At 63.6% G+C, this 22,391-nt stretch carries 20 protein-coding genes; 6 read left to right on the top strand and 14 right to left on the bottom strand.

The genetic code is table 11. The features are described from left to right. Window positions 1-27 precede the first annotated feature (27 nt). Complete coding sequence (locus tag QMX97_RS23140) at window positions 28-1,407, top strand: DUF2868 domain-containing protein (protein WP_282397680.1); 1,380 nt, start codon at window positions 28-30, stop codon at window positions 1,405-1,407. Next, window positions 1,400-2,767, top strand: coding sequence for a DUF3482 domain-containing protein (locus QMX97_RS23135; protein WP_282397679.1), 1,368 nt, complete (start codon window positions 1,400-1,402; stop codon window positions 2,765-2,767). Before QMX97_RS23140 ends, QMX97_RS23135 begins: the two co-directional genes overlap by 8 nt. Here QMX97_RS23135 and QMX97_RS23130 read toward each other — a convergent pair. The 7 genes from QMX97_RS23130 to QMX97_RS23100 form a co-directional block, all read right to left on the bottom strand. Next, complete coding sequence (locus QMX97_RS23130) at window positions 2,764-3,318, bottom strand: phosphonate degradation HD-domain oxygenase (protein ID WP_282397678.1); 555 nt, start codon at window positions 3,316-3,318, stop codon at window positions 2,764-2,766. The two genes, QMX97_RS23135 and QMX97_RS23130, sit on opposite strands and share 4 nt — an antisense overlap. Further along, window positions 3,318-4,442 (bottom strand): TIGR03364 family FAD-dependent oxidoreductase, encoded by a 1,125-nt coding sequence (locus QMX97_RS23125; RefSeq protein ID WP_282397677.1) that lies wholly within the window; start codon window positions 4,440-4,442, stop codon window positions 3,318-3,320. Before QMX97_RS23125 ends, QMX97_RS23130 begins: the two co-directional genes overlap by 1 nt. Before the next feature lie 125 nt (window positions 4,443-4,567). Further along, window positions 4,568-5,581 (bottom strand): putative 2-aminoethylphosphonate ABC transporter substrate-binding protein, encoded by a 1,014-nt coding sequence (locus tag QMX97_RS23120; RefSeq protein WP_159960711.1) that lies wholly within the window; start codon window positions 5,579-5,581, stop codon window positions 4,568-4,570. 23 nt (window positions 5,582-5,604) lie between these two features. After that, window positions 5,605-7,317: a putative 2-aminoethylphosphonate ABC transporter permease subunit gene (locus QMX97_RS23115; protein ID WP_213551247.1), complete on the bottom strand. Its 1,713-nt coding sequence runs from the start codon at window positions 7,315-7,317 to the stop codon at window positions 5,605-5,607. 1 nt (window position 7,318) lies between these two features. Next, a complete protein-coding gene (locus QMX97_RS23110; RefSeq protein WP_213551249.1) occupies window positions 7,319-8,383 on the bottom strand; it encodes a putative 2-aminoethylphosphonate ABC transporter ATP-binding protein in 1,065 nt (354 codons plus the stop codon). A gap of 249 nt (window positions 8,384-8,632) precedes the next feature. After that, window positions 8,633-9,496, bottom strand: coding sequence for a LysR family transcriptional regulator (locus QMX97_RS23105; protein ID WP_065902221.1), 864 nt, complete (start codon window positions 9,494-9,496; stop codon window positions 8,633-8,635). Between the two features lie 16 nt (window positions 9,497-9,512). Then, window positions 9,513-11,777 (bottom strand): heavy metal translocating P-type ATPase, encoded by a 2,265-nt coding sequence (locus QMX97_RS23100; RefSeq protein ID WP_282397676.1) that lies wholly within the window; start codon window positions 11,775-11,777, stop codon window positions 9,513-9,515. A gap of 84 nt (window positions 11,778-11,861) precedes the next feature. Between QMX97_RS23100 and cadR the strand changes: the two genes are divergently transcribed. Continuing rightward, window positions 11,862-12,302: a Cd(II)/Pb(II)-responsive transcriptional regulator gene (cadR, locus tag QMX97_RS23095; RefSeq protein WP_065902224.1), complete on the top strand. Its 441-nt coding sequence runs from the start codon at window positions 11,862-11,864 to the stop codon at window positions 12,300-12,302. A gap of 69 nt (window positions 12,303-12,371) precedes the next feature. Here the strand turns inward: cadR and QMX97_RS23090 are convergent, their stop codons facing one another. The 3 genes from QMX97_RS23090 to QMX97_RS23080 all read right to left on the bottom strand — a co-directional run bounded on the left by QMX97_RS23090 (window position 12,372) and on the right by QMX97_RS23080 (window position 14,916). Further along, window positions 12,372-13,205: a thymidylate synthase gene (locus QMX97_RS23090; RefSeq protein WP_060753507.1), complete on the bottom strand. Its 834-nt coding sequence runs from the start codon at window positions 13,203-13,205 to the stop codon at window positions 12,372-12,374. A 51-nt stretch (window positions 13,206-13,256) separates the two neighbouring features. After that, entirely contained in the window at window positions 13,257-14,069 is an 813-nt protein-coding gene (lgt, locus tag QMX97_RS23085; protein WP_065902226.1) for a prolipoprotein diacylglyceryl transferase, read from the bottom strand. A 64-nt stretch (window positions 14,070-14,133) separates the two neighbouring features. Beyond that, the gene (locus QMX97_RS23080) at window positions 14,134-14,916 is read right to left on the bottom strand and encodes a sulfite exporter TauE/SafE family protein (RefSeq protein WP_282397675.1); all 783 of its coding nucleotides are present in this window, start codon (window positions 14,914-14,916) and stop codon (window positions 14,134-14,136) included. 121 nt (window positions 14,917-15,037) lie between these two features. Between QMX97_RS23080 and QMX97_RS23075 the strand changes: the two genes are divergently transcribed. Beyond that, window positions 15,038-15,784 carry an NRDE family protein gene (locus QMX97_RS23075; protein WP_106802362.1) on the top strand — a complete coding sequence of 249 codons (747 nt, stop codon included), beginning with the start codon at window positions 15,038-15,040 and terminating at the stop codon, window positions 15,782-15,784. A gap of 86 nt (window positions 15,785-15,870) precedes the next feature. Here QMX97_RS23075 and ptsP read toward each other — a convergent pair whose 3' ends face one another. Next, on the bottom strand, window positions 15,871-18,150 hold the full coding sequence (ptsP, locus tag QMX97_RS23070; RefSeq protein WP_065902236.1) for a phosphoenolpyruvate--protein phosphotransferase: 2,280 nt from the start codon (window positions 18,148-18,150) through the stop codon (window positions 15,871-15,873). A gap of 22 nt (window positions 18,151-18,172) precedes the next feature. Next, on the bottom strand, window positions 18,173-18,652 hold the full coding sequence (locus QMX97_RS23065) for an RNA pyrophosphohydrolase (protein ID WP_003176750.1): 480 nt from the start codon (window positions 18,650-18,652) through the stop codon (window positions 18,173-18,175). A gap of 143 nt (window positions 18,653-18,795) precedes the next feature. Between QMX97_RS23065 and QMX97_RS23060 the strand changes: the two genes are divergently transcribed. After that, window positions 18,796-19,452, top strand: coding sequence for an HAD family hydrolase (locus tag QMX97_RS23060; protein WP_282397674.1), 657 nt, complete (start codon window positions 18,796-18,798; stop codon window positions 19,450-19,452). 71 nt (window positions 19,453-19,523) lie between these two features. Here QMX97_RS23060 and QMX97_RS23055 read toward each other — a convergent pair whose 3' ends face one another. Beyond that, a complete protein-coding gene (locus QMX97_RS23055) occupies window positions 19,524-19,937 on the bottom strand; it encodes a DUF2269 family protein (RefSeq protein ID WP_201146082.1) in 414 nt (137 codons plus the stop codon). Window positions 19,938-19,978: 41 nt separating this feature from the next. Then, the gene (gene ilvA / locus QMX97_RS23050) at window positions 19,979-21,493 is read right to left on the bottom strand and encodes a threonine ammonia-lyase, biosynthetic (RefSeq protein WP_065902242.1); all 1,515 of its coding nucleotides are present in this window, start codon (window positions 21,491-21,493) and stop codon (window positions 19,979-19,981) included. A 135-nt stretch (window positions 21,494-21,628) separates the two neighbouring features. On the opposite strand from ilvA, the gene rpiA reads away from it, so the two are divergent. Beyond that, window positions 21,629-22,300: a ribose-5-phosphate isomerase RpiA gene (rpiA, locus tag QMX97_RS23045; protein ID WP_065902245.1), complete on the top strand. Its 672-nt coding sequence runs from the start codon at window positions 21,629-21,631 to the stop codon at window positions 22,298-22,300. Window positions 22,301-22,391: the final 91 nt, after the last annotated feature.

The following is a 22,391-nucleotide window of genomic DNA, read 5'->3' as shown; positions in this document are numbered from 1 at the left end:
AACCTCACTTGCTCAACAGGACGGCGCGTGACTGCACTGAACCCCCTGCAAAAACTCTGGCTGACAGAAACCGTGCGCCTGCGGGAAGAACACGCCGGCCCCCTGGAAGACCTCGAAGCCAACCGCCTGGCCCGCACCGCCGGTGGCGACCTGCCGACACGCATCCAGCAGCGTGCCTTGCACCTGGCCGAGCGCGATGGGCTAACGGCCGCCCTCACCCGCTGGCTGCAAGGCGCGCGCCTGGCGCTCGTGCTGCTGGCCATCGTCGCCGTGATCAGCGGCGCCGGGCTGGCCTTTGCTGCATTGGGCAACGGCCTGACCCCGGTGAATGTGTTCTGGGCCCTGGGCAGCCTGCTCGGCTTGAACCTGATCCTGCTGCTGAGCTGGGCCATGGGCCTGCTGTTTGCCGGCGAACACAGCGCCAGCCTCGGCCGACTGTGGTTATGGCTCAGCGAAAAACTCGCGCGTGATGCCAAGGCCGCCCAACTGGCGCCGGCATTGCTGCTGTTGCTGCAACGGCAAAAGCTCAATCGCTGGGCCGTGGGTGTGCTGGTCAACAGCCTGTGGCTGTTGGCGTTGCTCAGTGCCCTGGTGATTCTTCTTACGCTACTCGCCACCCGGCGCTACGGCTTTGTGTGGGAAACCACCATCCTCGGTGCCGACACCTTTGTTGCCGCGACCCAGGCGCTCGGCACCCTGCCCGCCCTGCTCGGCTTCAATGTGCCGAGCACCGAGATGATCCGCGCCAGCGGCGATGCCGCGCTGAATATCGAAAGCGCTCGCCAGGCCTGGGCCGCCTGGCTGGTGGGCGTGCTGCTGGTCTATGGCCTGCTGCCCCGGCTGATCCTCGCCCTGCTGTGCCTGTGGCGCTGGAAACGCGGGCGCGCCGCCCTGCGCCTGGACCTCAACCTGCCCGGCTACAGCCAACTGCGCGAACGCCTGATGCCGAGCAGTGAGCGCCTTGGCGTAAACGACGCTGCGCCCGAACAACTGCACCACGCCACCGGCGGCGTCAGTGAACTGGAAAGCGACGGCGCGTTGCTGGTGGCCATCGAGCTGGATGACCAGCACCCCTGGCCGCCGAAACTGCCGGCCCGCGTGAAGAACGCCGGCATCCTCGACAGCCGCGAATCGCGCAACAAACTGCTGGAGCAGCTCAGCCGCTTCCCGCCGGCCCGCCTGGCCATCGCCTGCGACCCACGCCGCTCGCCCGACCGTGGCAGCCTGGCGCTGATCGCCGAACTTGCGCGCAGCGCCACCGCCACCCGTGTATGGCTGCTGCAGGCCCCGCCTGGCCAGGCGCTGGACGCAGAGCGCCTGGGTGATTGGCATGCCGCGCTGCACCAACTCGAGCTGCCCTTCGCCGACTGCGCGCCGCTGAACTGGCTGGAGACCGGTCATGACTAAACCGCTGAAACTCGCCGTGGTCGGCCACACCAATGTCGGCAAGACCTCCTTGCTGCGCACCCTCACCCGGGATGTCGGCTTCGGCGAAGTCTCCCATCGCCCCAGCACCACGCGGCATGTGGAAGGTGCGCGCTTGTCGGTGGACGGCGAAGCCTTGCTGGAGCTGTACGACACGCCCGGCCTGGAAGATGCCATTGCCCTGCTCGACTACCTGGAGCGTCTGGATCGACCCGGCGAACGCCTGGACGGCCCAGCGCGCCTGGCGCGCTTCCTGGAGGGCAGCGAAGCCCGCCAGCGCTTTGAACAGGAGGCCAAGGTGCTGCGCCAACTGCTGGCCTCGGACGCCGGCCTGTATGTGATCGACGCCCGCGAGCCGGTGTTGGCCAAGTACCGCGACGAGCTGCAAGTGCTGGCCAGCTGCGGCAAGCCGTTGCTGCCGGTACTCAACTTCGTCAGCAGCAGTGACCACCGCGAGCCGGACTGGCGTGAAGCCCTGGCGCGCCTCGGCCTGCATGCGCTGGTACGGTTCGACAGCGTCGCGCCGCCGGAAGACGGCGAGCGGCGCCTGTATGAAAGCCTCGCCCTGCTATTGGAAAACGCCCGTCCGCAACTGGAGCGGTTGATTCTTGACCAGCAAGCCCAACGCCAGGCCCGCCAGCAAAGCGCCGCGCGATTGATTGCCGAGCTGTTGATCGACTGTGCCGCGTGTCGACGCAGCGTGGTCACCGAAGACGAACAGCAGGCCATCGTGGATTTGCGCAAATCCGTACGCCAGCGTGAGCAAAAGTGCGTCGAGGCGTTGCTCAAGCTGTTCGGCTTTCGCCCACAGGACGCCGCCGCCAGTGATTTGCCGCTGCTGGACGGCCGCTGGGGCGATGACCTGTTCAACCCGGAAACCCTCAAGCAGCTCGGCGTGCGCGTTGGCGGCGGGATTGCGGCAGGCGCGGCCGCGGGTGCCGGCGTGGACCTGCTGGTCGGCGGCCTGACCCTCGGCGCCGCCGCCATCGCGGGTGCCATCGCCGGCGGCGCGCTGCAGACCGCGCGCAGCTATGGCAGCCGCCTGCTCGGCAAGATCAAGGGCCAGCGCGAGCTGACCGTCGACGACAGCGTGCTGCGCCTGCTGGCCCTGCGCCAACGCCAATTGCTCAAGGCCCTTAACCTGCGCGGCCATGCGGCGATGCACAGCATCAAAGTCGATACGCCCCAGGACAAGACCTGGCGCGAAGGCAAGTTGCCGGATGCGCTGCACAAGGCTCGCGCCCATCCACAATGGTCATCCCTCAACCCGCACGCCAAACTCAGCCAGGCCGAGCGCCAGGAACAGATCGAGGCCCTGGCCCAGCGTCTCGACGAGACTTAAGCCGTCAGCACCTGCCGAGCCTTGGCCTTGAGCACGTCGAGGTCGAGCACCGGCACGTGCATTTCCTTGGCCTGCTCGTCCCAGTGGCGCAGGCGCAGGCTGACCTGGCACAGCGGATCCTGCTCGAAGGCCCGGGCCTCCTCGGCTGTCATGACCCCGCCCTGGTAACCCAGGGTGCGCCGGCTGGCTTCGCTCAAGCGCGCGTAGTAGTCCGGCTGGCTGAAGGTCAGGTAACGCTTGGCCTGCACGTGGTACTCCACGAGTTTGGCCAGGCGCTCGCTGAAACCCGCGCGCCGCAGGTAATCCGCGCCCAGCCGTTCGTGGCTGACCACGCCGTACCCGCCCATGTTCTCGGCGCCCTGGCCGCACAGGTGGCCGATATCGTGGAAGAACGCCGCCAACACCACTTCATCGTCAAAGCCTTCGGCCATGGCCAACTGCGCCGCCTGGGACATGTGCTCGATCTGCGACACCGGCTCGCCAATGTAATCCGCCGTGCCGTGCTGTTCGTACAAGCCGAAGACGTCGGCTATCGCCTGTTCCGGGTTCATCACGCCTCTCCCCACAGTGTGGTGATATTTCGCTCGGCCAGCGCCGGCCCCACGCTCATGCCCACGCCGGTGTGCATCAGCGCCGCACTCACGCCCGGCGCCGCGCGCAGGAAGGAAAACGGCCCCGGCCCACGAGCCCCGTACACGCCCTGCCAGCGCTCGACCACCTGGATCTTGCACCCCAGCGTCTGCTCTGCCAACTCGATCATCCAGTCATCCACCTGCTCGGCATTGAACGGCGAGGCGTCGCTGCCGTAGTGGTGGGAGTCACCGATGATCAGCTCGCCATGCGGCGTCGGACTGATCAGCAAGTGAATGCCGTGCTCGTGCAGGTGCGGCGTTTCGCGCAGGATCTGGGCCTGCACCGGCGCGGCTTCCGGCAGGTCGGCGAAGGCACCGTAGTGCACGCAACTAAGGCCGGTGAGCAGCGCGTGTTGCAGGTTCAGGTTGACCGCTGGGCGCGCACGCAACATTTGCAGCCTGCAGATGCTCGGGTTGAGTTCGGCGATCGATTCGGCCAGCAGGGTCTGGTAGTCGTGGCCGGAGCAAACGATGATCTGCTCACCGCGAAAGCTGCCCGCCGTGCTGTGCAATTGGCCCGGCTCCACGTCGCGTACCAGCGTGGAGAAATAGAACTCCACGTTCAGCTCTTGCGCCAGGTAGCTGATCAGCGCCGGAATCGCTTCGCGCGAATACAGCTGCTGATCGTCCTTGCCATGCAATGCGGCGCGGTGATGACGGAACTGGCCGCCGTACAGATCCTTCATGGCGGCGCCTTGCAGCAGTTCGACGTTGTAGCCGTGCTCTGCAGCGCGGCCAGCGCAAAAGGCTTCCAGCAGATGCTCCTCCGCTTCGGTGCGGGCGAACAGGTAAGAGCCGTTGCGCTTGAGCTGCAGACCTGCCCGCTCAGCCCAGTGCCCCCAGATAGCGCGGCTTTCCCGGGCCAGGTCAAGCATCGGCCCCGGCGGTTGGCCGGTGACCAGTGCCTGGCCGAAGTTGCGCACCGAGGCGCCCAGCGGCGTGGCGCTGCGCTCGAAGACCTTGACCTTGAGGCCGCGCTTGGCCGCGGCGTAGGCGTGGGACAGGCCGAGGATGCCGGCGCCGATGATCAGCAGTTGTGTCATGAAGACCTCTCGTTCCCGCGCTCCGCGTGGGAATGCATCCTGTGACGCACTGCGTCACGACTGCAAAAGCGGACGCAGAGCGTCCAGAGCCGCATTCCCACGCAGAGCGTGGGAATGATCAGGGGTTATTGTTTTTCCGATTTGCCGTCATAGCGCTTGCGCCATTCGGTCAGGATGCTGTCGCGGTTTTTCGACGCCCAGGCGAAGTCGTTCTTGATCAGGCGCTGCTCGTAGTCGGCCGGCAATTCGGTCTGCGGCTTGGCAATACCCGGCTGGGCGAGCACCGCGAAGTTGTCCTTGTACAGGTCCATCGCCGCTGCACTGGCGGAGAAGTCGGCGAGCTTTTTAGCCGCGTCGGCGTGGGCAGTGCCCTTGATCACCGCCGTGGCTTCAATGTCCCAGCCCAGGCCTTCTTTCGGCAGGATGATGTCCAGCGGCGCGCCCTGGCGCTTCAACTGCACGGCCGGGTATTCGAAGGAAATGCCGATCGGGAACTCGCCCGAGGCCGCCAGCTTGCACGGCTTGGAACCGGAGTGAACGTACTGGCCAATGTTCTGGTGCAGGTCGTCCATGTACTGCCAGCCCTGCTTCTCGCCGAAGGTCTGCAGCCAGGCGCTCACATCCAGGAAGCCGGTACCGGACGACGCCGGGTTAGGCATGACGATCTTGCCCTTGTACTCGGGCTTGGTCAGGTCCTGCCAGCTCACCGGCTTGGTCAGCCCCTGCTTCTCGGCCTCGACCGTGTTGAAGCAGATGGTCGCGGCCCACACGTCCATGCCGACCCAGGCGGGCGGGTTAGCGGCGTCGCGGTAATTCTTGCCGATCTTGTCCAGGTCCTTGGGCGCGTAGTTGTCCAGCATGCCCTGCTGGTCGAGGATCGCCAGGCTGGAGGCGGCCAGGCCCCACACTACGTCGGCTTGCGGGCGATCTTTCTCGGCCAGCAGCTTGGCCGTGATGATGCCGGTGGAGTCGCGCACCCATTTGATTTCGACGTCGGGGTTGGCCTTTTCGAACGCCTGCTTATAGGTCTTCAACTGCTCGGCTTCGAGGGCCGTGTACACAGTCAGCTCGGTCTTGGCGAAGGCATTCAGGCTGAATGCAGTGAGTACGGCAGCGACCAGCGCCAGGGGCTTGAACATGGAGCACCTCCTTCAGGGATGTTTTATTGGCCCGGCGCGCTTTGGCGCCAGGCTTGGGAGCGGCGCAGCGCGCCACGTGAAGCCCACGCCAGCAGCAGCGAGACGCCGGCCGAGGTGAACAGGATCAGGGTCGACATGGCAGCGGCGCCGCCCACGTTGCCGGCGTCGTCCATGTTCAACACGGCGACGGCGGCGAGGATGGTGTCGGGGCTGTAGAGGAAGATCGCGGCCGACACGGTGGTCATCGCCGACACAAACAGGTAACGCACGATATCCAGCAGCGCCGGCAGGCAGATCGGCACCGTCACGCGCAGGTAGTGGCGGTACAGCGGCGCCTTGAGCGACAACGCGGCCGCTTCGAACTCGGCGTCGAGCTGGCGCAGCGCGGTGGTGGCGGTCATCTGTGCAGTGGTCAAATAGTGAGCAATGGTGCACACCACCAGCAACGTCATGGTCCCGTAGAACACATGCAACGGGTTGCCGTTGAGATTGAAAAAGAACACGTAGCCCAGGCCCAGCACCAGCCCCGGCACGGCCATCGGCACAAAGCTGAGCATGCGCAGCGCCAGGTTCAGGCCTTTCTGGCCCTTGGTCTTTTCCATCAGGTAGGCGCCGGTGAAAATCAGCACGCTGCCGATCAACGCGGTGCACAGGGCCATCGTCAGGCTATTGCGATAGGCCAGCCAGCCGCCGCCGGCCGTGTCTTCGAACTGGTAGTGGTTGAGCGACAGCGACAGGTTGTACGGCCAGAACTTCACCAGCGACGAATACACCGCCATGCCGAACACCAGCAGCAACACCGCGCAGATCAGCAGCACGATGGCCAGGTAGCAGCCGTCTCTGGTGCGCGACGGCGCCGGCCGGAAGACCTGGGCGCGGCCGCTCATGGAATCGCCATGACGACGGCGCAACCAGGCATCCACGCCAAAGCTGAACAGCGCCGGCAGCAGCAACACCATGCCGATCAATGCACCGCGACCGAATTGCTGCTGGCCGACTACCGCCTTGTAGGCCTCCAGCGCCAGCACCTGGTAATCGCCACCGACCACCACGGGCACGCCGAAGTCGGTGATGGTCAGGGTGAACACCAGGCAGAACGCGGCGAACACCGCCTGGCGCGTGGCCGGCCAGGTGATACTGCGAAACGCTCGTGCCGGGCTGGCGCCCATGCTTGAGGCTGCATCAAACAGTCGCGCGTCCGCCAGGGAAAGCGCTGACAGCAGGATCATCAAGGCGTGTGGGAAGGTGTAGATCACCTCACCGAGCACAATGCCCCAGAAGCCGTAGATATTGTCCGAGAGCATCCCGCGCAGCATGCCCTGGTTGCCGAACAGATAGACCAGCGCAATGCCCGGTAGCATCGACGGCGCCATCAACGGCAGCAACGACAGGCCACGCCAAATAGCCTTGCCGGGAATCAAGGTGCGTTGCAGCGCGTAGGCAAACAGGTAGGCCAGCGGTACGACAATGGCCGCCACGCTGAGGGACACCTTCAGGCTATTGCCCAGCAGCCAGTGGAAGTTATCGCTGGTGACCAATTCCCGCGCCGCGACCAGGCCACCGCCCTGCCCGGCCTCGCTGCTGAAGCCGCGCCAGAAGATCGCCAGCAACGGCAGCAACACAGCGATGCCCAGCAGCAACAGCCACACCAGTTTGCCGCCGACCACGAAAATGCGGTCGCCCCATTCGGCGTGGGATACCTGTCGCGCGGTGGGCAGAATCATCACGGCCGCCATCTCAGGCAAACACCTGCAGGCTGCGGGGCGGCAACGCCACCCAGATGTCCTGGGCGCCCAGGCGCGGCATGGCTTCCGGGGCGAGTTCGGCGAGCAGCGGATGACCGGGCAGTTGCTCCAGCTCAAAGCTCATGCGGCAGCGATTGCCGAGGAAGGTGATCTCGCGGACCTTGGCCGGGAACAGGTTTTCTTCATGCACCGGCGGATTCACATTGATCGCTTCCGGGCGGCAGAACAAACGGCCGGAACTGGCCACGCCGGCATCATCGGCCAGGCGCATGTTCATCCCGCCCACCTGGGCATGGCTGGCACTGTTGCGGCTGAAGGGCAGCCAATTGCCCTGGCCGACAAACTCCGCCACAAACGGCGTGGCCGGGCGGTCGTAGATTTCCTGCGGCGTGGCGTACTGCTCGACCTTGCCGTTGTTCATCACGGCGATGCGGTCGGCCATCAACATGGCTTCGTCCTGATTGTGGGTAACCATCAGCGTGGTGATGCCCAGGCGCCGCTGCAGCTGACGCAACTCGGTGCACAAATGCTCGCGCACACGGGCGTCGAGGGCCGACATCGGCTCGTCCAGCAGCAGCAACGACGGTGCGGGCGCCAGCGCACGGGCCAGGGCGACGCGTTGCTGTTGACCGCCGGAGAGTTGGCCGGGGTACTTTTTTTCACTGCCGACCAGGCCGACCAATTCGAGCATCTGGCCGACGCGCTTGCGCACTTCATCGCGACCGCTGCCGGTGAGGCCGTAGCCAATATTCGCTTCGACGGTCAGGTTGGGGAACAACGCGTAGGACTGGAACAGAATGCCGTAGTCCCGCGCCTGGGGTGGCAGCAGGGAAACGTCGCGGCTGCCCAGGTAAAGTTCGCCGCTGTCCTGGCGTTCCAGGCCGGCGATGCAGCGCAGCAAGGTCGTCTTGCCGCAGCCGGACGGGCCCAGCAGGCACACCAGCTCGCCGGCGGCGACGTCCAGGGACACGTTGTCCAGCGCGGTAAAGGCGCCGAAGCGTTTCTGGATACCGCGCACCTTCATCGGTGCGCCGGGTTGGGTCAGGGCTGTGTTCATGCAAGGCACCTCATCAAACGGATGAAGGCCATGCTAGGCAGCCAATGCGTCCCTCGTGTGGCAGAAAGGCAAAAGGGAGTGATAGTGGTATTGGTGGATTTGGGTAGGCCTCATAGGGATGCGTCGCCGGCTGTAGCGCTTTCGCGGGCAAGCCCGCTCCCACATTTGGACCGCATTCTCATGTTGGAACTCGGTCAAGCGTGGGAGCGAGCTTGCCCGCGAAGAGGCCCGTCAACCCCACCCAAAAACTCAGAGCGGCGACATTTCCTGCGCCAACCCCAGGAACGCCGCTGGCAGGCGAGCCGATTTTCTTTCCTTGAGGCAGTACAAATACTCCGGGATCTGCGGCGCATTCTCGATAGTCAGCACCCGCAGCTGCGGGTCATGGGGCACTTCCTGGCGGGCAATGATGCTGATACCAATATTGCGCAGCACCGCCTCGCGGATCGACTCCCGGCTACCGATTTCCAGCAATGGCCCGTAACTCACGCCCGCGCCTTGCAGCATCTCTTCGGTCAGCCGCCGCGTGGTCGAGCCCGCTTCGCGCATCAACAAGGTGTGCCCGGCCAACGCCGTCAGCGGCACATGATCAAGCTTGGCCAGAGGATGGTTGCGATGCACCGCCAGCACCAGCGGGTCGGTGCCCAGCACGCGGCGGATCAGGCGCGGGTCTTCCAGCAGTTGCGAGGAGGCGGCGACATCGACGCGGTAATCGTCGAGCGCTTCGAGCACTTGCTGGGAGTTGCCGATTTCCACTGACACCTCCACCTGAGGCAGGCGTTCGCGAAAGGCTTTGACCAGGTCGAGAATGTAGTACGGCGCGGTGGCGGCAATCCTCAGCGCGCCCTGGACCTGGCCGCTGTTGCGCAGGAAAAACTCGATGTCGGCTTCCTGCTGCAACAACGCCTTGACCATCGGCAGCAAGCGCGCACCCTCGTCGCTGACAGTGAGGCGGCGCCCGCCGCGGTAGAACAGCTCGACGCCGTACTGGCTTTCCAGGTTACGAATCTGGGTGGTGACCGTGGGCTGGCTCAGGCCGAGTTTTTTCGCCGCCTGGGTAATGCTGCCCAGGCGGGCGACCATGAAAAACGCCTTCAACTCGGCACTCAGCACACCACCCTCTCATCGTCTATTTGCGCAACAGGCGCAGGCCATTGAACACCACCAGCAGGGCCACGCCCATGTCGGCGAACACCGCCATCCACATGGTGGCCAGCCCCAGGAAGGTGACCACCAGGAAGATCGCCTTGATCACCAGCGCCAGGGTGATGTTCTGCCTGAGGATACTCGACGTTTGCCGGGAGAGCCGAATGAAAGCCGGAATCTTGCGCAAATCATCGTCCATCAACGCCACGTCGGCGGTCTCGATGGCGGTGTCGGTGCCCGCTGCGGCCATGGCAAAACCGATCTCGGCGCGCGCCAGGGCCGGGGCGTCGTTGATGCCATCACCGACCATGCCGACCCGATGACCCTGGCCATACAGGGTTTCGATGGCTTGCAGCTTGTCGGTAGGCAGCAGGTCGCCCTGGGCCTGATCGATGCCGACCTGGGCCGCGATGGCTTGGGCGGTGTGGGTGTTGTCGCCGGTGAGCATCAGGGTCTTGATGCCCAGCGCGTGCAGTTGCTGGATGGCTTCACGGCTGCTGTCCTTGACCGTGTCGGCCACGGCGAACAGCGCCAGCGGGCCGGATTTGTCGAGCAGCAGCACCACGGACTTGCCTTGTTTTTCCAGGGCGAACAGTTTCTCTTCCAGCTCCGGCGAGCACAGGCCTAGGTCTTCGACCAGGCGGTGGTTGCCCAAGTGGTAGGTCTGGCCATTGATATCGCCGCGCACCCCACGGCCGGCCAGGGCCTCGAAGTTATCCACAGGGTGGCTCGGCAGGTTTTTATCCACCGCTGCGTTGGCAATCGCCAGCGACACCGGGTGGTCGGAACGCCCGGCCAAACTGGCGGCCAGCGCCGGGGCACTGTCCTCGACGTTAGGGAACAGCGCCAGGTAATCGGTTTGCACCGGCTTGCCGTGGGTGATCGTGCCGGTCTTGTCGAGGGCCAGGTAGTCAAGTTTGTAACCGCCCTCCAGGTACACGCCGCCCTTGATCAGGATACCTTTGCGTGCCGCTGCCGCCAGACCGCTGACGATCGTCACCGGGGTGGAGATCACCAGCGCACAGGGGCACGCCACGACCAGCAGCACCAGTGCGCGGTAGATCCAGTCGAACCAGGCGCCGGCCATGAACAGCGGCGGGATCAGCGCCACGCCCAGGGCAAACAGGAACACCGCCGGGGTGTAGACCTTCGAGAAGCTGTCGACAAACCGCTGGGTCGGCGCGCGTGCGCCCTGGGCCTGCTCCACCGCGTGGATGATCCGCGCCAGTGTGGATTGATTGGCCGCTGCGGTGACTTTGTACTCCAGCGAACCGGCCTGGTTGATGGTGCCGGCGAACACTTTGTCGCCCACGGTCTTTTCAATCGGCAGGCTTTCACCGGTGATCGGAGCCTGGTCGATGGTGGATTGGCCAGCGGTGACTTCACCGTCCAGGCCGATGCGCTCGCCGGGTTTGACCCGCACGATCGCGCCAAGATCGATACTTTTAACCTCTTGTTCCAGCCAGCTGCCATCGGCCTGTTGCACGGTGGCCTGTTCCGGGGTCATCTGCATCAAGCCACTGATGGCGTTGCGCGCACGGTCCAGCGACTTGGCTTCGATCAACTCGGCCACGGTGAACAGGAACATCACCATCGCCGCTTCTGGCCACTGGCCAATCAACACCGCACCGGTCACCGCGATGCTCATCAAGGCGTTGATGTTCAAGTTGAGGTTTTTCAGGGCAATCCAGCCCTTTTTATAGGTGGTCAGGCCGCCGCTGAGGATCGAGACCAGCGCCACCACGGCAATCACCCAGGTCGGCGCGGCATGGGTGAAGTGCAGCACTTCGGCGGCCAGCGCGCCGACGCCGGACACCGCCAGCGGCCACCAATGTTTCTTGGCCGGCGGCGCGGCGGCCGGGGCGCCTTCTTCGATGGGGTCGGCCTGCATGCCGATGGATTTGATGGCGTCGATGATCGGCGTGGTGCTCGGCAGATCGTGGGTGACGCCAAGGATCCGGTTGATGAGGTTGAATTCCAGCTGCTGTACGCCGGCGAGCTTGCCCAGTTTGTTCTGGATCAGCGTCTGCTCGGTGGGGCAGTCCATGGCTTCGATGCGGAAGGTACTCAGGCGCGAACCGGCAGTCGGTGCCTCACTCAGTCGCACCACCGCAGGCGCGGGTGCGCCGGAGCAGCAGGAACCGCCGTGGCCGTGGTCGTGCACGGGGGTGAGTTTCTTCGGGCCATGATCATGGTCATGGTCATGCTTGTGGTCGTGCTTATGCGGGGTGTGAAGGGAGTCGCTCATCAGGTCGCGTCCGTAAGGTGCCTGTTGCCAAGTAAAGACCCTGTAGCCACTATAGGGTCAAGCACCCATTTGGAGATTGCTGCGATGAAGATCGGCGAACTGGCCAAACTGACCGACTGCCCGGTGGAAACCATCCGTTATTACGAGAAGGAAGGCCTGCTGCCGCCGCCGGCGCGCACCGAGGCCAACTACCGCGTGTACACCCAGGCGCACAGCGAGCGGCTGGTCTTTATCCGCAACTGCCGCAGCCTCGACATGACCCTCGAGGAAATCCGCAGCCTGCTGGGGCTGCGCGACAGCCCACAGGACCAGTGCGAAAGCGTGAATGCGTTGATCGACGAGCATATCCACCACGTGAAAGCGCGGATCGACGGGCTGCTGGCGCTGCAGGAACAACTGCTGGACCTGCGCCAGCGCTGTGGCGGCGGGCCAGAATGCGGGATATTGCAGCGGCTGGAGGTCAGCGGAAGCGTGCTGGCCAGCGAGGCCGAGCCTTCGCACGTGGGCCGAAGCCACGGGCATTAACTCAAGCGAACACAGAACCCAATGTGGGAGCTGGCTTGCCAGCTCCCACAGTTCAGACCAAGGCAGTTTTTAAATGGCGACGTCAGCCTTGATGCTCGGATCAGCGTCGTAGCCCACGATTTCGAAGTCCTCGAACTTATAGTCGTAGATCGACGCAGGCTTACGCTTGATCACCAGCTCCGGCAGCTTCTTCGGCGTGCGCGCCAGCTGGGTGCGGATCTGCTCCATGTGGTTGCTGTAGGCATGGGTGTCGCCGGTGGTGACGATGATCTCGTGCGGGATCAGGTCGCACTGCTGGGCCAGCATATGGGTCAGCAACGCCAGTGCGGCAGTGTTGTACGGCAGGCCGAGGAACACGTCGGAGCTGCGGATATACAGCTGCATCGACAGATGACCGTCATGCACGAACGCCTGGTACAGCAAGTGGCACGGCGGCAGGGCTTGCTTGCCGTTGCGCGCGTTTTCCTGCGGGCTCTTGGTTTCGTCGGGCAGGTACTCGACGTTCCAGCCGTGGAACAGGATGCGGCGGCTGTTGGGGTTGGTCTTGAGCGTGTGGACCATGTAGTCGATCTGGTTGATCTTACCGCCGTCCTTGGTCGGCCAGGCGGTCCACTGCTCGCCGTACACCGGGCCCAGGTCGCCGTCTTCGGTAGCCCATTCGTCCCAGATACGCACGCCGTTTTCGTTCAGCCACTTGATGTTGGTGTTGCCGCTCAACATCCAGATCAATTCGTTGGCGATGCTTTTGAAGTGAAGCTTCTTGGTGGTCAGCAGCGGGAAGCCGTCGGCCAAGTTATGCCGATACTGACGGGCGAACACGGCCTTGGTGCCGGTGCCGGTGCGATCGCCCTTGGTCAGGCCATTGGTCACGACGTCGTTCAGTAGTTCGAGATATTGCTTCATGTGTTTACCCGTATCGTTGAAGCCGAGACCTCCTGGCCTCGGCGTTCGAATTTAAAGCGCGGTGTTCTTGATCGGTTGTGGACGGTTGTAGGCCCACCACAACAGGCCCAGGCCGCCGAGGATCATCGGCAGGCTGAGGATCTGGCCCATGGTCACCCAGCCCCACGCCAGGTAGCCCAGCTGCGCATCCGGCACGCGCACGAACTCGACGATGAAACGGAAGATCCCATAGAACAGCGCGAACATCCCTGACACTGCCATGGTTGGGCGTGGCTTGCGCGAGAAGATGTACAGAATGAGGAACAGTGCCACACCTTCCAGGGCGAACTGGTACAGCTGCGACGGATGGCGCGGCAGTTGCGCCGGGTCGCTGAACGGAGGGAACACCATGGCCCACGGCACGTCGGTCGGCTTGCCCCACAGCTCGGCATTGATGAAGTTGCCAATCCGCCCGGCGCCCAGGCCGATCGGCACCATCGGCGCGACGAAGTCCATCAGTTGGAAGAACGACTTGCCATTGCGACGGCCGAACCACCAGGCGGCGATCATCACACCGATGAACCCACCGTGGAACGCCATGCCGCCCTTCCACACTTCAAAGATCAGCGTCGGGTTGGCGATGTACGCCGACAGATCGTAGAACAGCACATACCCCAGTCGCCCGCCGACGATGACGCCCATCGACAGCCAGAACACCATGTCGGAGAGCTTCTCCTTGGTCCAGGTCGGGTCGAAACGGTTCAGGCGGCGGGAGGCAAGCAGCCAGGCCCCGCCGATGCCGATCAGGTACATCAACCCGTACCAGTGGATTTTCAGCGGACCGATGGCCAGGGCCACCGGGTCGATCTGCGGGTAAGGCAGCATTGCGACTCCTCGTTAATCATTCGATAGTGCGACCGGACCATGCCCGTGCGCGATTAAGCCTGCGTTACAACAAAAAGTTTAAACCGACGCAAAACAACAATCCGGCGAACAGCCGCTTGAGCAAACGCGGCGACAACCGGTGTGCCAGGCGTGCGCCGAAGCGGGCGAACACCATGCTGGTCAGGGCGATGCCCAGCAGCGCCGGCAAATACACGAACCCTAGACTATGAGCGGGCAAGAGCGGGTCATGCCAGCCCAGAATCATGAAACTTAATGCACTGGCCACGGCAATCGGCAGGCCACAGGCCGATGACGTGGCCACCGCCTGCTGCATCGGCACGCTGCGCCAGGTCAAGAACGGCACGGTCAGCGAGCCGCCGCCAATTCCGAAAATCGCCGAGGCCCAGCCGATCACCGAGCCGGCTATGGTCAGGCCGACCTTGCCCGGCACCGTGCGGCTGGCCTTGGGCTTGACCTCCAGGGCCAGTTGCACGGCCACCAGCAGGGCAAACACCCCAATGATCTTCTGCAGATGCGGGCCGGAAATCGCCTCGGCGGTCAGCGCACCAAAACCGGCGCCGATCAGGATGCCCAAGGTCATCCACAGGAAGATCGGCCAACGCACCGCGCCACGCCGGTGGTGCTCACGCACGGCATTCACCGAGGTGAAGATAATCGTCGCCAGGGACGTGCCCACGGCCAGGTGAGTCAGCACCTGCGGGTCGAAGCCCTGCAAGGTAAAGCTGAACACCAGCACCGGCACGATGATGATCCCGCCGCCCACACCAAACAGCCCGGCGAGCACGCCCGCACAGGCGCCGAGTAGCAAATACAGGAGAAATTCCATGGGAGCCCCCAAACCAAGTCCGGCATGTTAACGGATGGAAGGCATGCGACCCAACTGGATACGATGGAACGCCGCTGCCCGTATGGGTAGAGTGGCTAAAAACACAAAAGGGAATCGCCTGATGTGCCTGATTGTTTTCGCCTGGCGGCCGGGCCACGCCCAACCGCTGATCGTCGCGGCCAACCGCGATGAGTTCTACGCCCGCCCCAGCCTGCCGCTGGCCCAGTGGCCGGATGCGCCAGCTATCTACGCCGGCCGCGACCAGGAAGCGGGTGGCACCTGGCTGGGGGTCAATGCCGATGGGCGGTTTGCCGCCCTGACCAATATCCGCGACCCGCATCAGCCGCCGGCACGCAAATCGCGCGGCGAACTGGTGTCGCGTTTTCTCAGCGGTTCGCTGCCGATTGACCAATATCTGGCCGACGTTAACGGACGTTCGATTGAATATGCCGGCTTCAACCTGCTGGTGGGCACGCGGGATGCGTTGTGGCATTACAACGCCAACCACACCGAGCCGACGCAGTTGAAGGCTGGGATTTATGGATTATCCAACGCAGGGCTGGACACGCCGTGGCCCAAGTTGCTCAAGGCCAAGGCAGCGCTGAGCGAGTTGCTCGACGATCCGCAGCCGGAGGCCTTGCTGGCGATCTTGAGCGACCCGCAGACCGCGCCATTTGCCGACTTGCCGGATACCGGCGTGGGACTGGCGACCGAGAGCCTGTTGTCGAGCGTGTTTATTGCGAGTCCCAGCTACGGGACAAGGGCGAGTACGGCGTTGATTGTGAATGCCGACGGCACGCGGCGGATGGTCGAGCGCAGTTTCGGCCCGCACGGGGGACGTTTGGGTGAGGTGGAACTGAGTATTTGACGGCGCCTGGATTGGCGCCATCGCCGGCAAGCCGGCTCCTACAGGGGAATGCATTCCAACGGTAGGAGCTGGCTTGCCAGCGATGTCTAGAGGGTCTTGGCAGAAGCCGGGTTGATCATCCGCGTCAGCCCCAGGTTCTTCAGCGCCAACTGCAGCGAACTGTGGATAACTTGCGGGTTGTCGATGGTCATCAACTCCGCCAGCAGGTCCTTGGCCATGCTCAGTTCGACCTGGCGCAGCATCCACTTCACCTTCGGCAGGTTGGTGGCGTTCATCGACAGGCTGTCAAAGCCCATCGCCATCAACAGCACCGCCGCCGCCGGGTCGCCGGCCATCTCACCGCAGATACTCACCGGCTTGCCTTCGGCATGGGCGTCGCGCACCACGTGTTGCAGGGCTTGCAGCACCGCCGGGTGCAGGTAGTCGTAGAGGTCGGCCACCCGTGGGTTGTTGCGGTCCACGGCCAGCAGGTATTGGGTCAGGTCATTGGAGCCCACCGACAGGAAGTCCACCTGGCGCGCCAGCTCCTTGGCCTGGTACACCGCTGCCGGAATCTCGATCATCACGCCAATCGGCGGCATCGGCACGTCGGCGCCTTCGTCGCGCACTTCGCCCCAGGCACGGTGGATCAGGTGCAGGGCCTCTTCCAGCTCATGGGTGCCGGAGATCATCGGTAGCAGAATGCGCAGGTTGTTCAGGCCCTCGCTGGCCTTGAGCATGGCGCGGGTCTGCACCAGGAAGATTTCAGGATGGTCGAGGGTGACGCGAATACCGCGCCAGCCGAGGAAGGGGTTGTCTTCCTTGATCGGGAAATACGACAGTGACTTGTCGCCGCCGATGTCCAGGCTGCGCATCGTCACCGGTAACGGGTGGAAGGCGGACAGTTGCTCGCGATAAATCGCCAGCTGCTCCTTCTCACTCGGGAAACGCTGGTTGATCATGAACGGCACTTCGGTGCGGTACAGCCCCACCCCTTCAGCACCGCGCTGCTGCGCACGGGCCACATCGGCGAGCAGGCCGGTGTTGACCAGCAGCGGCACGCGGTGGCCATCGAGGGTCACGCACGGCAACTCGCGCAACGAGTCGAGGCCCAGCGCCAGTTGTTTCTCTTCCTCGACCACCTCGGCGTATTGCTTGCGCAGCACTTCGCTGGGGTTGGTGAAGACTTCACCGCGATGGCCATCGACGATCATGTCGATGCCGTCGACCTTGGAATACGGCAGGTCCACCAGGCCCATCACCGTCGGGATGCCCATGGCCCGGGCCAGGATCGCGACGTGGGAGTTACCCGAACCCAGTACCGAGACCAGGCCCACCAACTTGCCTTCCGGCACTTCGCCGAGCATGGTCGCGGTCAGTTCTTCACTGATCAGGATGGTGTTGTCGGGGTAGACCAGGTTGGTGGTGCGGTCTTCCTGCAGGTAGGCCAGCAGACGGCGACCGAGGTCACGCACATCCGAGGCCCGTTCGCGCAGGTAGGCGTCGTCCATCAATTCGAAACGGTTGACGTGATCGGTGACCACCTGGCGCAGCGCGCCCTGGGCCCACTGGCCGGTCTTGATCACGGTCTTGACTTCGTTACCCAGGGACGCGTCGTCGAGCATCATCTGGTACACGTCGAACAGCGCGCGTTCTTCAGGGCGCAACTGCGTGGCCAGCTTGGTCGACAGGTTGCGCATGTCGGCGCGCACGCCTTCCAGGGCAGTCTTGAACAGTTTGATTTCAGCGTCGATGTCATCGACGGTCTTGTCCGGCACCACATCCAGGTCGGCCGGCGGCAGCATGACCACGGCGGTACCGACCGCCGCACCCGGCGAACCCGGCACGCCGACGAACTTGGCTTCCTGGATGCCCTTGCCCTGGCGCCCCAGGCCGCGAATCGAGCCGGTGGCCTCGGCGTGGGCAATAACCCCGGCGAGCTGCGCGCTCATGGTCACGAGGAAGGCTTCTTCACCTTCGTCGAACTGGCGGCGTTCTTTTTGCTGGATGACCAACACGCCGACAACGCGGCGGTGGTGAATGATCGGTGCGCCGAGGAACGAGGCGTAGCGCTCTTCGCCGGTTTCGGCAAAGTAGCGATAACGCGGGTGATCGGCGGCGTTTTCAAGGTTCAGGGGTTCTTCACGCGTCCCCACCAGGCCCACCAGACCTTCATTGGGCGCCATGCTGACCTTGCCGATGGAGCGCTTGTTCAAGCCCTCGGTGGCCATCAGCACAAAACGGTTGGTCTCGGGGTCCAGCAGGTAAACCGAGCAGACCTGGCTGCCCATGGCTTCCTTGACGCGCAACACAATAATCCCCAACGCCGCCTTGAGATCCTTGGCGGAGTTAACTTCCTGGACGATCTTGCGCAGCGTATTGAGCATGGCTCGGGGTCGAACTCCGTCGTCAGTCGCGCGCTAAAAGGCGCGGGGCAAGCTCTTTGAGAGCGCGACGATAAACCTCGCGCTTGAATGTCACCACCTGGCCCAACGGGTACCAATAGCTGACCCAGCGCCAGCCATCGAACTCCGGTTTACCGGTCAAATCCATCCGCACCCGCTGCTCGTTGGAGATCAGGCGCAGGAGAAACCATTTCTGCTTCTGGCCGATGCACAGCGGTTGGCTGTGGGTACGCACCAGGCGTTGCGGCAAACGATAGCGCAACCAGCCACGGGTACAGGCCAGAATTTGCACATCTTCGCGCTCAAGGCCGACTTCTTCATTCAACTCACGGTACAAGGCGTCTTCAGGGGTTTCATCGGGGTTGATTCCGCCTTGAGGAAACTGCCAGGCATCTTGGTTGATTCGGCGAGCCCATAGCACCTGTCCGGCATCATTCGTAAGAATAATCCCGACATTAGGACGGAAACCATCGGGGTCGATCACGGCAACAACCTCGCAAACGCATGTCGCCGCATTGTTCCACAAAGGTTGCTGAAGCGGCAACGAGGCTTCTTACCTTATGTGCACTCTTGTGAAAAGACCGTATTCTGGACGCCTTTTTACAGACTTTTCAGCGAGTAACTGCAATGCGCCTGGCTTTATTCGACTTGGACAACACCCTTCTCGGCGGTGACAGCGACCACGCCTGGGGCGATTACCTGTGCGAGCGCGGGATTCTCGACCCGGTGGCCTACAAGGCCCGCAACGACGAGTTCTACCAGGATTACCTGGCCGGCAAGCTGGACAACGCCGCCTACCTGAACTTCTGCCTGGAAATCCTCGGCCGTACCGAGATGGCCCAGCTGCAGGAGTGGCACAACGACTATATGCGCGACTGCATCGAGCCGATCATCCTGCCGCTGGCTGTAGAGCTGCTGGCCAAGCACCGCGCCGCCGGTGACAAGTTGGTGATCATTACCGCCACCAACCGCTTCGTCACCGCGCCGATTGCCGCACGCCTGGGCGTGGAAACCCTGATCGCCACCGAGTGCGAGATGGAAAACGGCCGCTACACCGGGCGCAGCACCGATGTGCCGTGCTTTCGCGAAGGCAAGGTGACGCGCCTGAATCGCTGGCTGGAAGAAACCGGGTACACCCTGCAAGACAGCTACTTCTATAGCGACTCGATGAATGACCTGCCGCTGCTGGAGCAGGTGACGCATCCGGTGGCAGTGGATCCGGATCCGAATCTGCGCGCTGAAGCCGAGAAGCGCGGCTGGCCAGTCATCACCCTGCGCAACTGATACCCCTGTGGTGAGCGGGCTTGCCCGCTCACCACAAAAAGGCCTACTTGTCAGAGTAACCGCCTGAAGCCCTAGACCGGCTTGGCCCCCATCAACCCCGCAATCGCCACGAACCCCACCAGGCTGACCACCGCCAGCACCAGGGTGAAATTCAAACTGCCGCCCTCGCCTTTGCGCAGGCGATTGAGCCGTGCCACCAACCAGAACCAGGCCAGCGCCGCGACGGTATAGAGGATGCTGGAGCCCAGGATCCAGGTCTGCCCCAGTGGCCAGCCGATCAGGTGCACCAGCCACCAGCCGGTGAATGGCATGCTCAGCAGGCAAATCCCCATCAACAACCATACGAACGCCCACGGGCGCTGCACGATCACCGCCGGGCCGGCGCTGCGTTTGCGCCAGGCCAGCAACGCCAGGCCGAGACCGCTGAGCAGCAGCAGGACCGTGGCGGTGATGTGGATAACTTTCAGGGTGGTCAGGGTTTCCATGTCTCGTCTTCCTTAAAGGCCGCCCCCATCAGCGTAGTCGCTCAACCGAGGAACAGTTTGTAGGCCGGGTTATCACTTTCATCCCAGTACGGGTAGCCGATCGCTTCAAGCGCTGCCGGCACCAGGTGACGCTCGTCCGCCGGAACCTGCAGGCCGGCGACCACACGGCCGTCTGCTGCGCCGTGGTTGCGATAGTGGAACATCGAGATGTTCCAGCGCCCGCCCAATTTGTTAAGAAAGTTGAACAAGGCCCCCGGACGCTCCGGGAATTCAAAGCGCAGCACCACTTCATCACTGACCTGGGCCGCATGCCCGCCGACCATGTGGCGAATGTGCAACTTGGCCAGTTCGTTCTCGGTCAGGTCGAGCACCGGGAAGCCTTTGCTGGTAAGACTGGCGATCAGCGCGCTGCGCGGGTCGTTTTCCGGATGCGTCTGCACGCCAACGAAAATGTGCGCCTCGCTGCCGGAGTGGTAGCGGTAGTTGAATTCGGTGATCTGGCGCTTGCCCACGGCCTCGCAGAACGCCTTGAAGCTGCCCGGTTTTTCGGGAATGGTCACGGCGATGATGGCTTCGCGGCCTTCACCCAGTTCGGCGCGCTCGGCCACATGGCGCAGGCGGTCGAAGTTGACGTTGGCGCCGGAGTCGATGGCCACCAGGGTCTGCCCGGTGACGCCACGGGTCTCCACGTACTTCTTGATCCCCGCCACGCCCAGCGCGCCCGCCGGCTCGGTAATGGAACGGGTGTCGTCGTAGATATCCTTGATCGCCGCGCAGATTTCATCCGTGCTGACGGTGATCACTTCATCTACGTAGTCTTTGCAGATGTCGAAGGTGTGCTGGCCGATCTGCGCCACCGCCACGCCGTCGGCAAAGATGCCCACGGTCGGCAAGACCACGCGCTCACCCGCGGCCATGGCGGCCTGCAGGCAGTTGGAGTCGTCCGGCTCGACGCCGATGATCTTGATTTCCGGGCGCAGGTATTTCACGTACGCCGCGATGCCGGCGATCAGCCCGCCGCCGCCCACCGGCACGAAAATCGCGTCCAGCGGCCCCGGGTGCTGGCGCAGGATTTCCATCGCCACGGTGCCCTGCCCGGCAATGGTGTGCGGATCATCGTAGGGGTGGATGTAGACGTAGCCTTTTTCGTCGACCAGTTTCAGCGAGTAGGCCAGGGCTTCCGGAAAGGAATCACCGTGCAGCACCACTTTGCCGCCCCGCGAGCGCACGCCTTCGACCTTGATTTCCGGAGTGGTCTTGGGCATCACGATAGTCGCCTTGACCCCCAGCACCTTGGCCGCCAGGGCCAGGCCCTGGGCATGGTTGCCCGCCGACGCGGTGACCACGCCACGCGCGCGCTCCTCGGCCGTCAGTTGCGTCAGCTTGTTGTAGGCGCCGCGAATCTTGAACGAGAACACCGGCTGCAGGTCTTCGCGCTTGAGCCAGACCTTGTTGCCAAGGCGCTCGGAAAGCTGGCGGGCGGTCTGCAGCGGGGTTTCTACGGCAACGTCGTAGACGCGCGAGGTGAGGATCTTTTTGACGTACTGTTCAAGCATCGGCAGCATCACTGGGCGGGTTGGGCAGGGCCAAGGAGTCTAACCCAGCGTTTGGCCGGGAGACCACACGAATCCCAAGGTTTGTTGGGGTATACTCGCGCCCCTCTTTTACTCCCCGTCCGTTCCGGAGCCCGCATGACCCAGGATCAACTCAAACAGGCAGTGGCCCAGGCCGCCGTCGATTTAATCCTTCCCAAACTCGACGACAAGAGCATCGTCGGTGTCGGCACCGGTTCCACTGCCAACTGCTTCATCGATGCACTGGCCCAGCACAAGGGCGCGTTCGATGGCGCCGTGGCCAGCTCCGAAGCCACCGCCGCTCGCCTCAAGGGCCATGGCATTCCGGTGTACGAGCTCAACACTGTGAGCGACCTGGAGTTCTACGTCGACGGCGCCGATGAAAGCGACGCGCACCTGAACCTGATCAAGGGCGGCGGCGCGGCCCTGACCCGCGAGAAGATCGTCGCGGCCGTGGCCAAGACCTTCATCTGCATCGCCGACGCCAGCAAGCTGGTGCCGGTACTCGGCGCGTTCCCGCTGCCGGTGGAAGTGATCCCGATGGCCCGCAGCCACGTGGCCCGCGAGCTGGTGAAGCTGGGCGGCGACCCGGTGTACCGCGAAGGCGTGCTGACCGACAACGGCAACATCATCCTCGACGTGTTCAACATGCAGATCACCAACCCGGTGGAGCTGGAGACGCAAATCAATGCAATCGTCGGCGTGGTCACCAATGGCCTGTTCGCCGCGCGCCCAGCCGATGTACTGCTGCTGGGCACTCCCGAAGGCGTGAAAACCCTCAAGGCCTGACGCGTTACTCAATGTGGGAGCGGGCTTGCTCGCGAAAGCGGTGTGTCAGTGAAAGATTCTTCAACTGAACCACCGCTTTCGCGAGCAAGCC

Origin of the sequence: Pseudomonas sp. PS01298, assembly GCF_029959745.1 — a bacterium.
Taxonomy (GTDB): domain Bacteria; phylum Pseudomonadota; class Gammaproteobacteria; order Pseudomonadales; family Pseudomonadaceae; genus Aquipseudomonas; species Aquipseudomonas aylmerensis.
The sequence above is the reverse complement of the archived record's forward strand: the minus strand, read 5'-3'. Positions and strand labels throughout refer to the sequence as shown.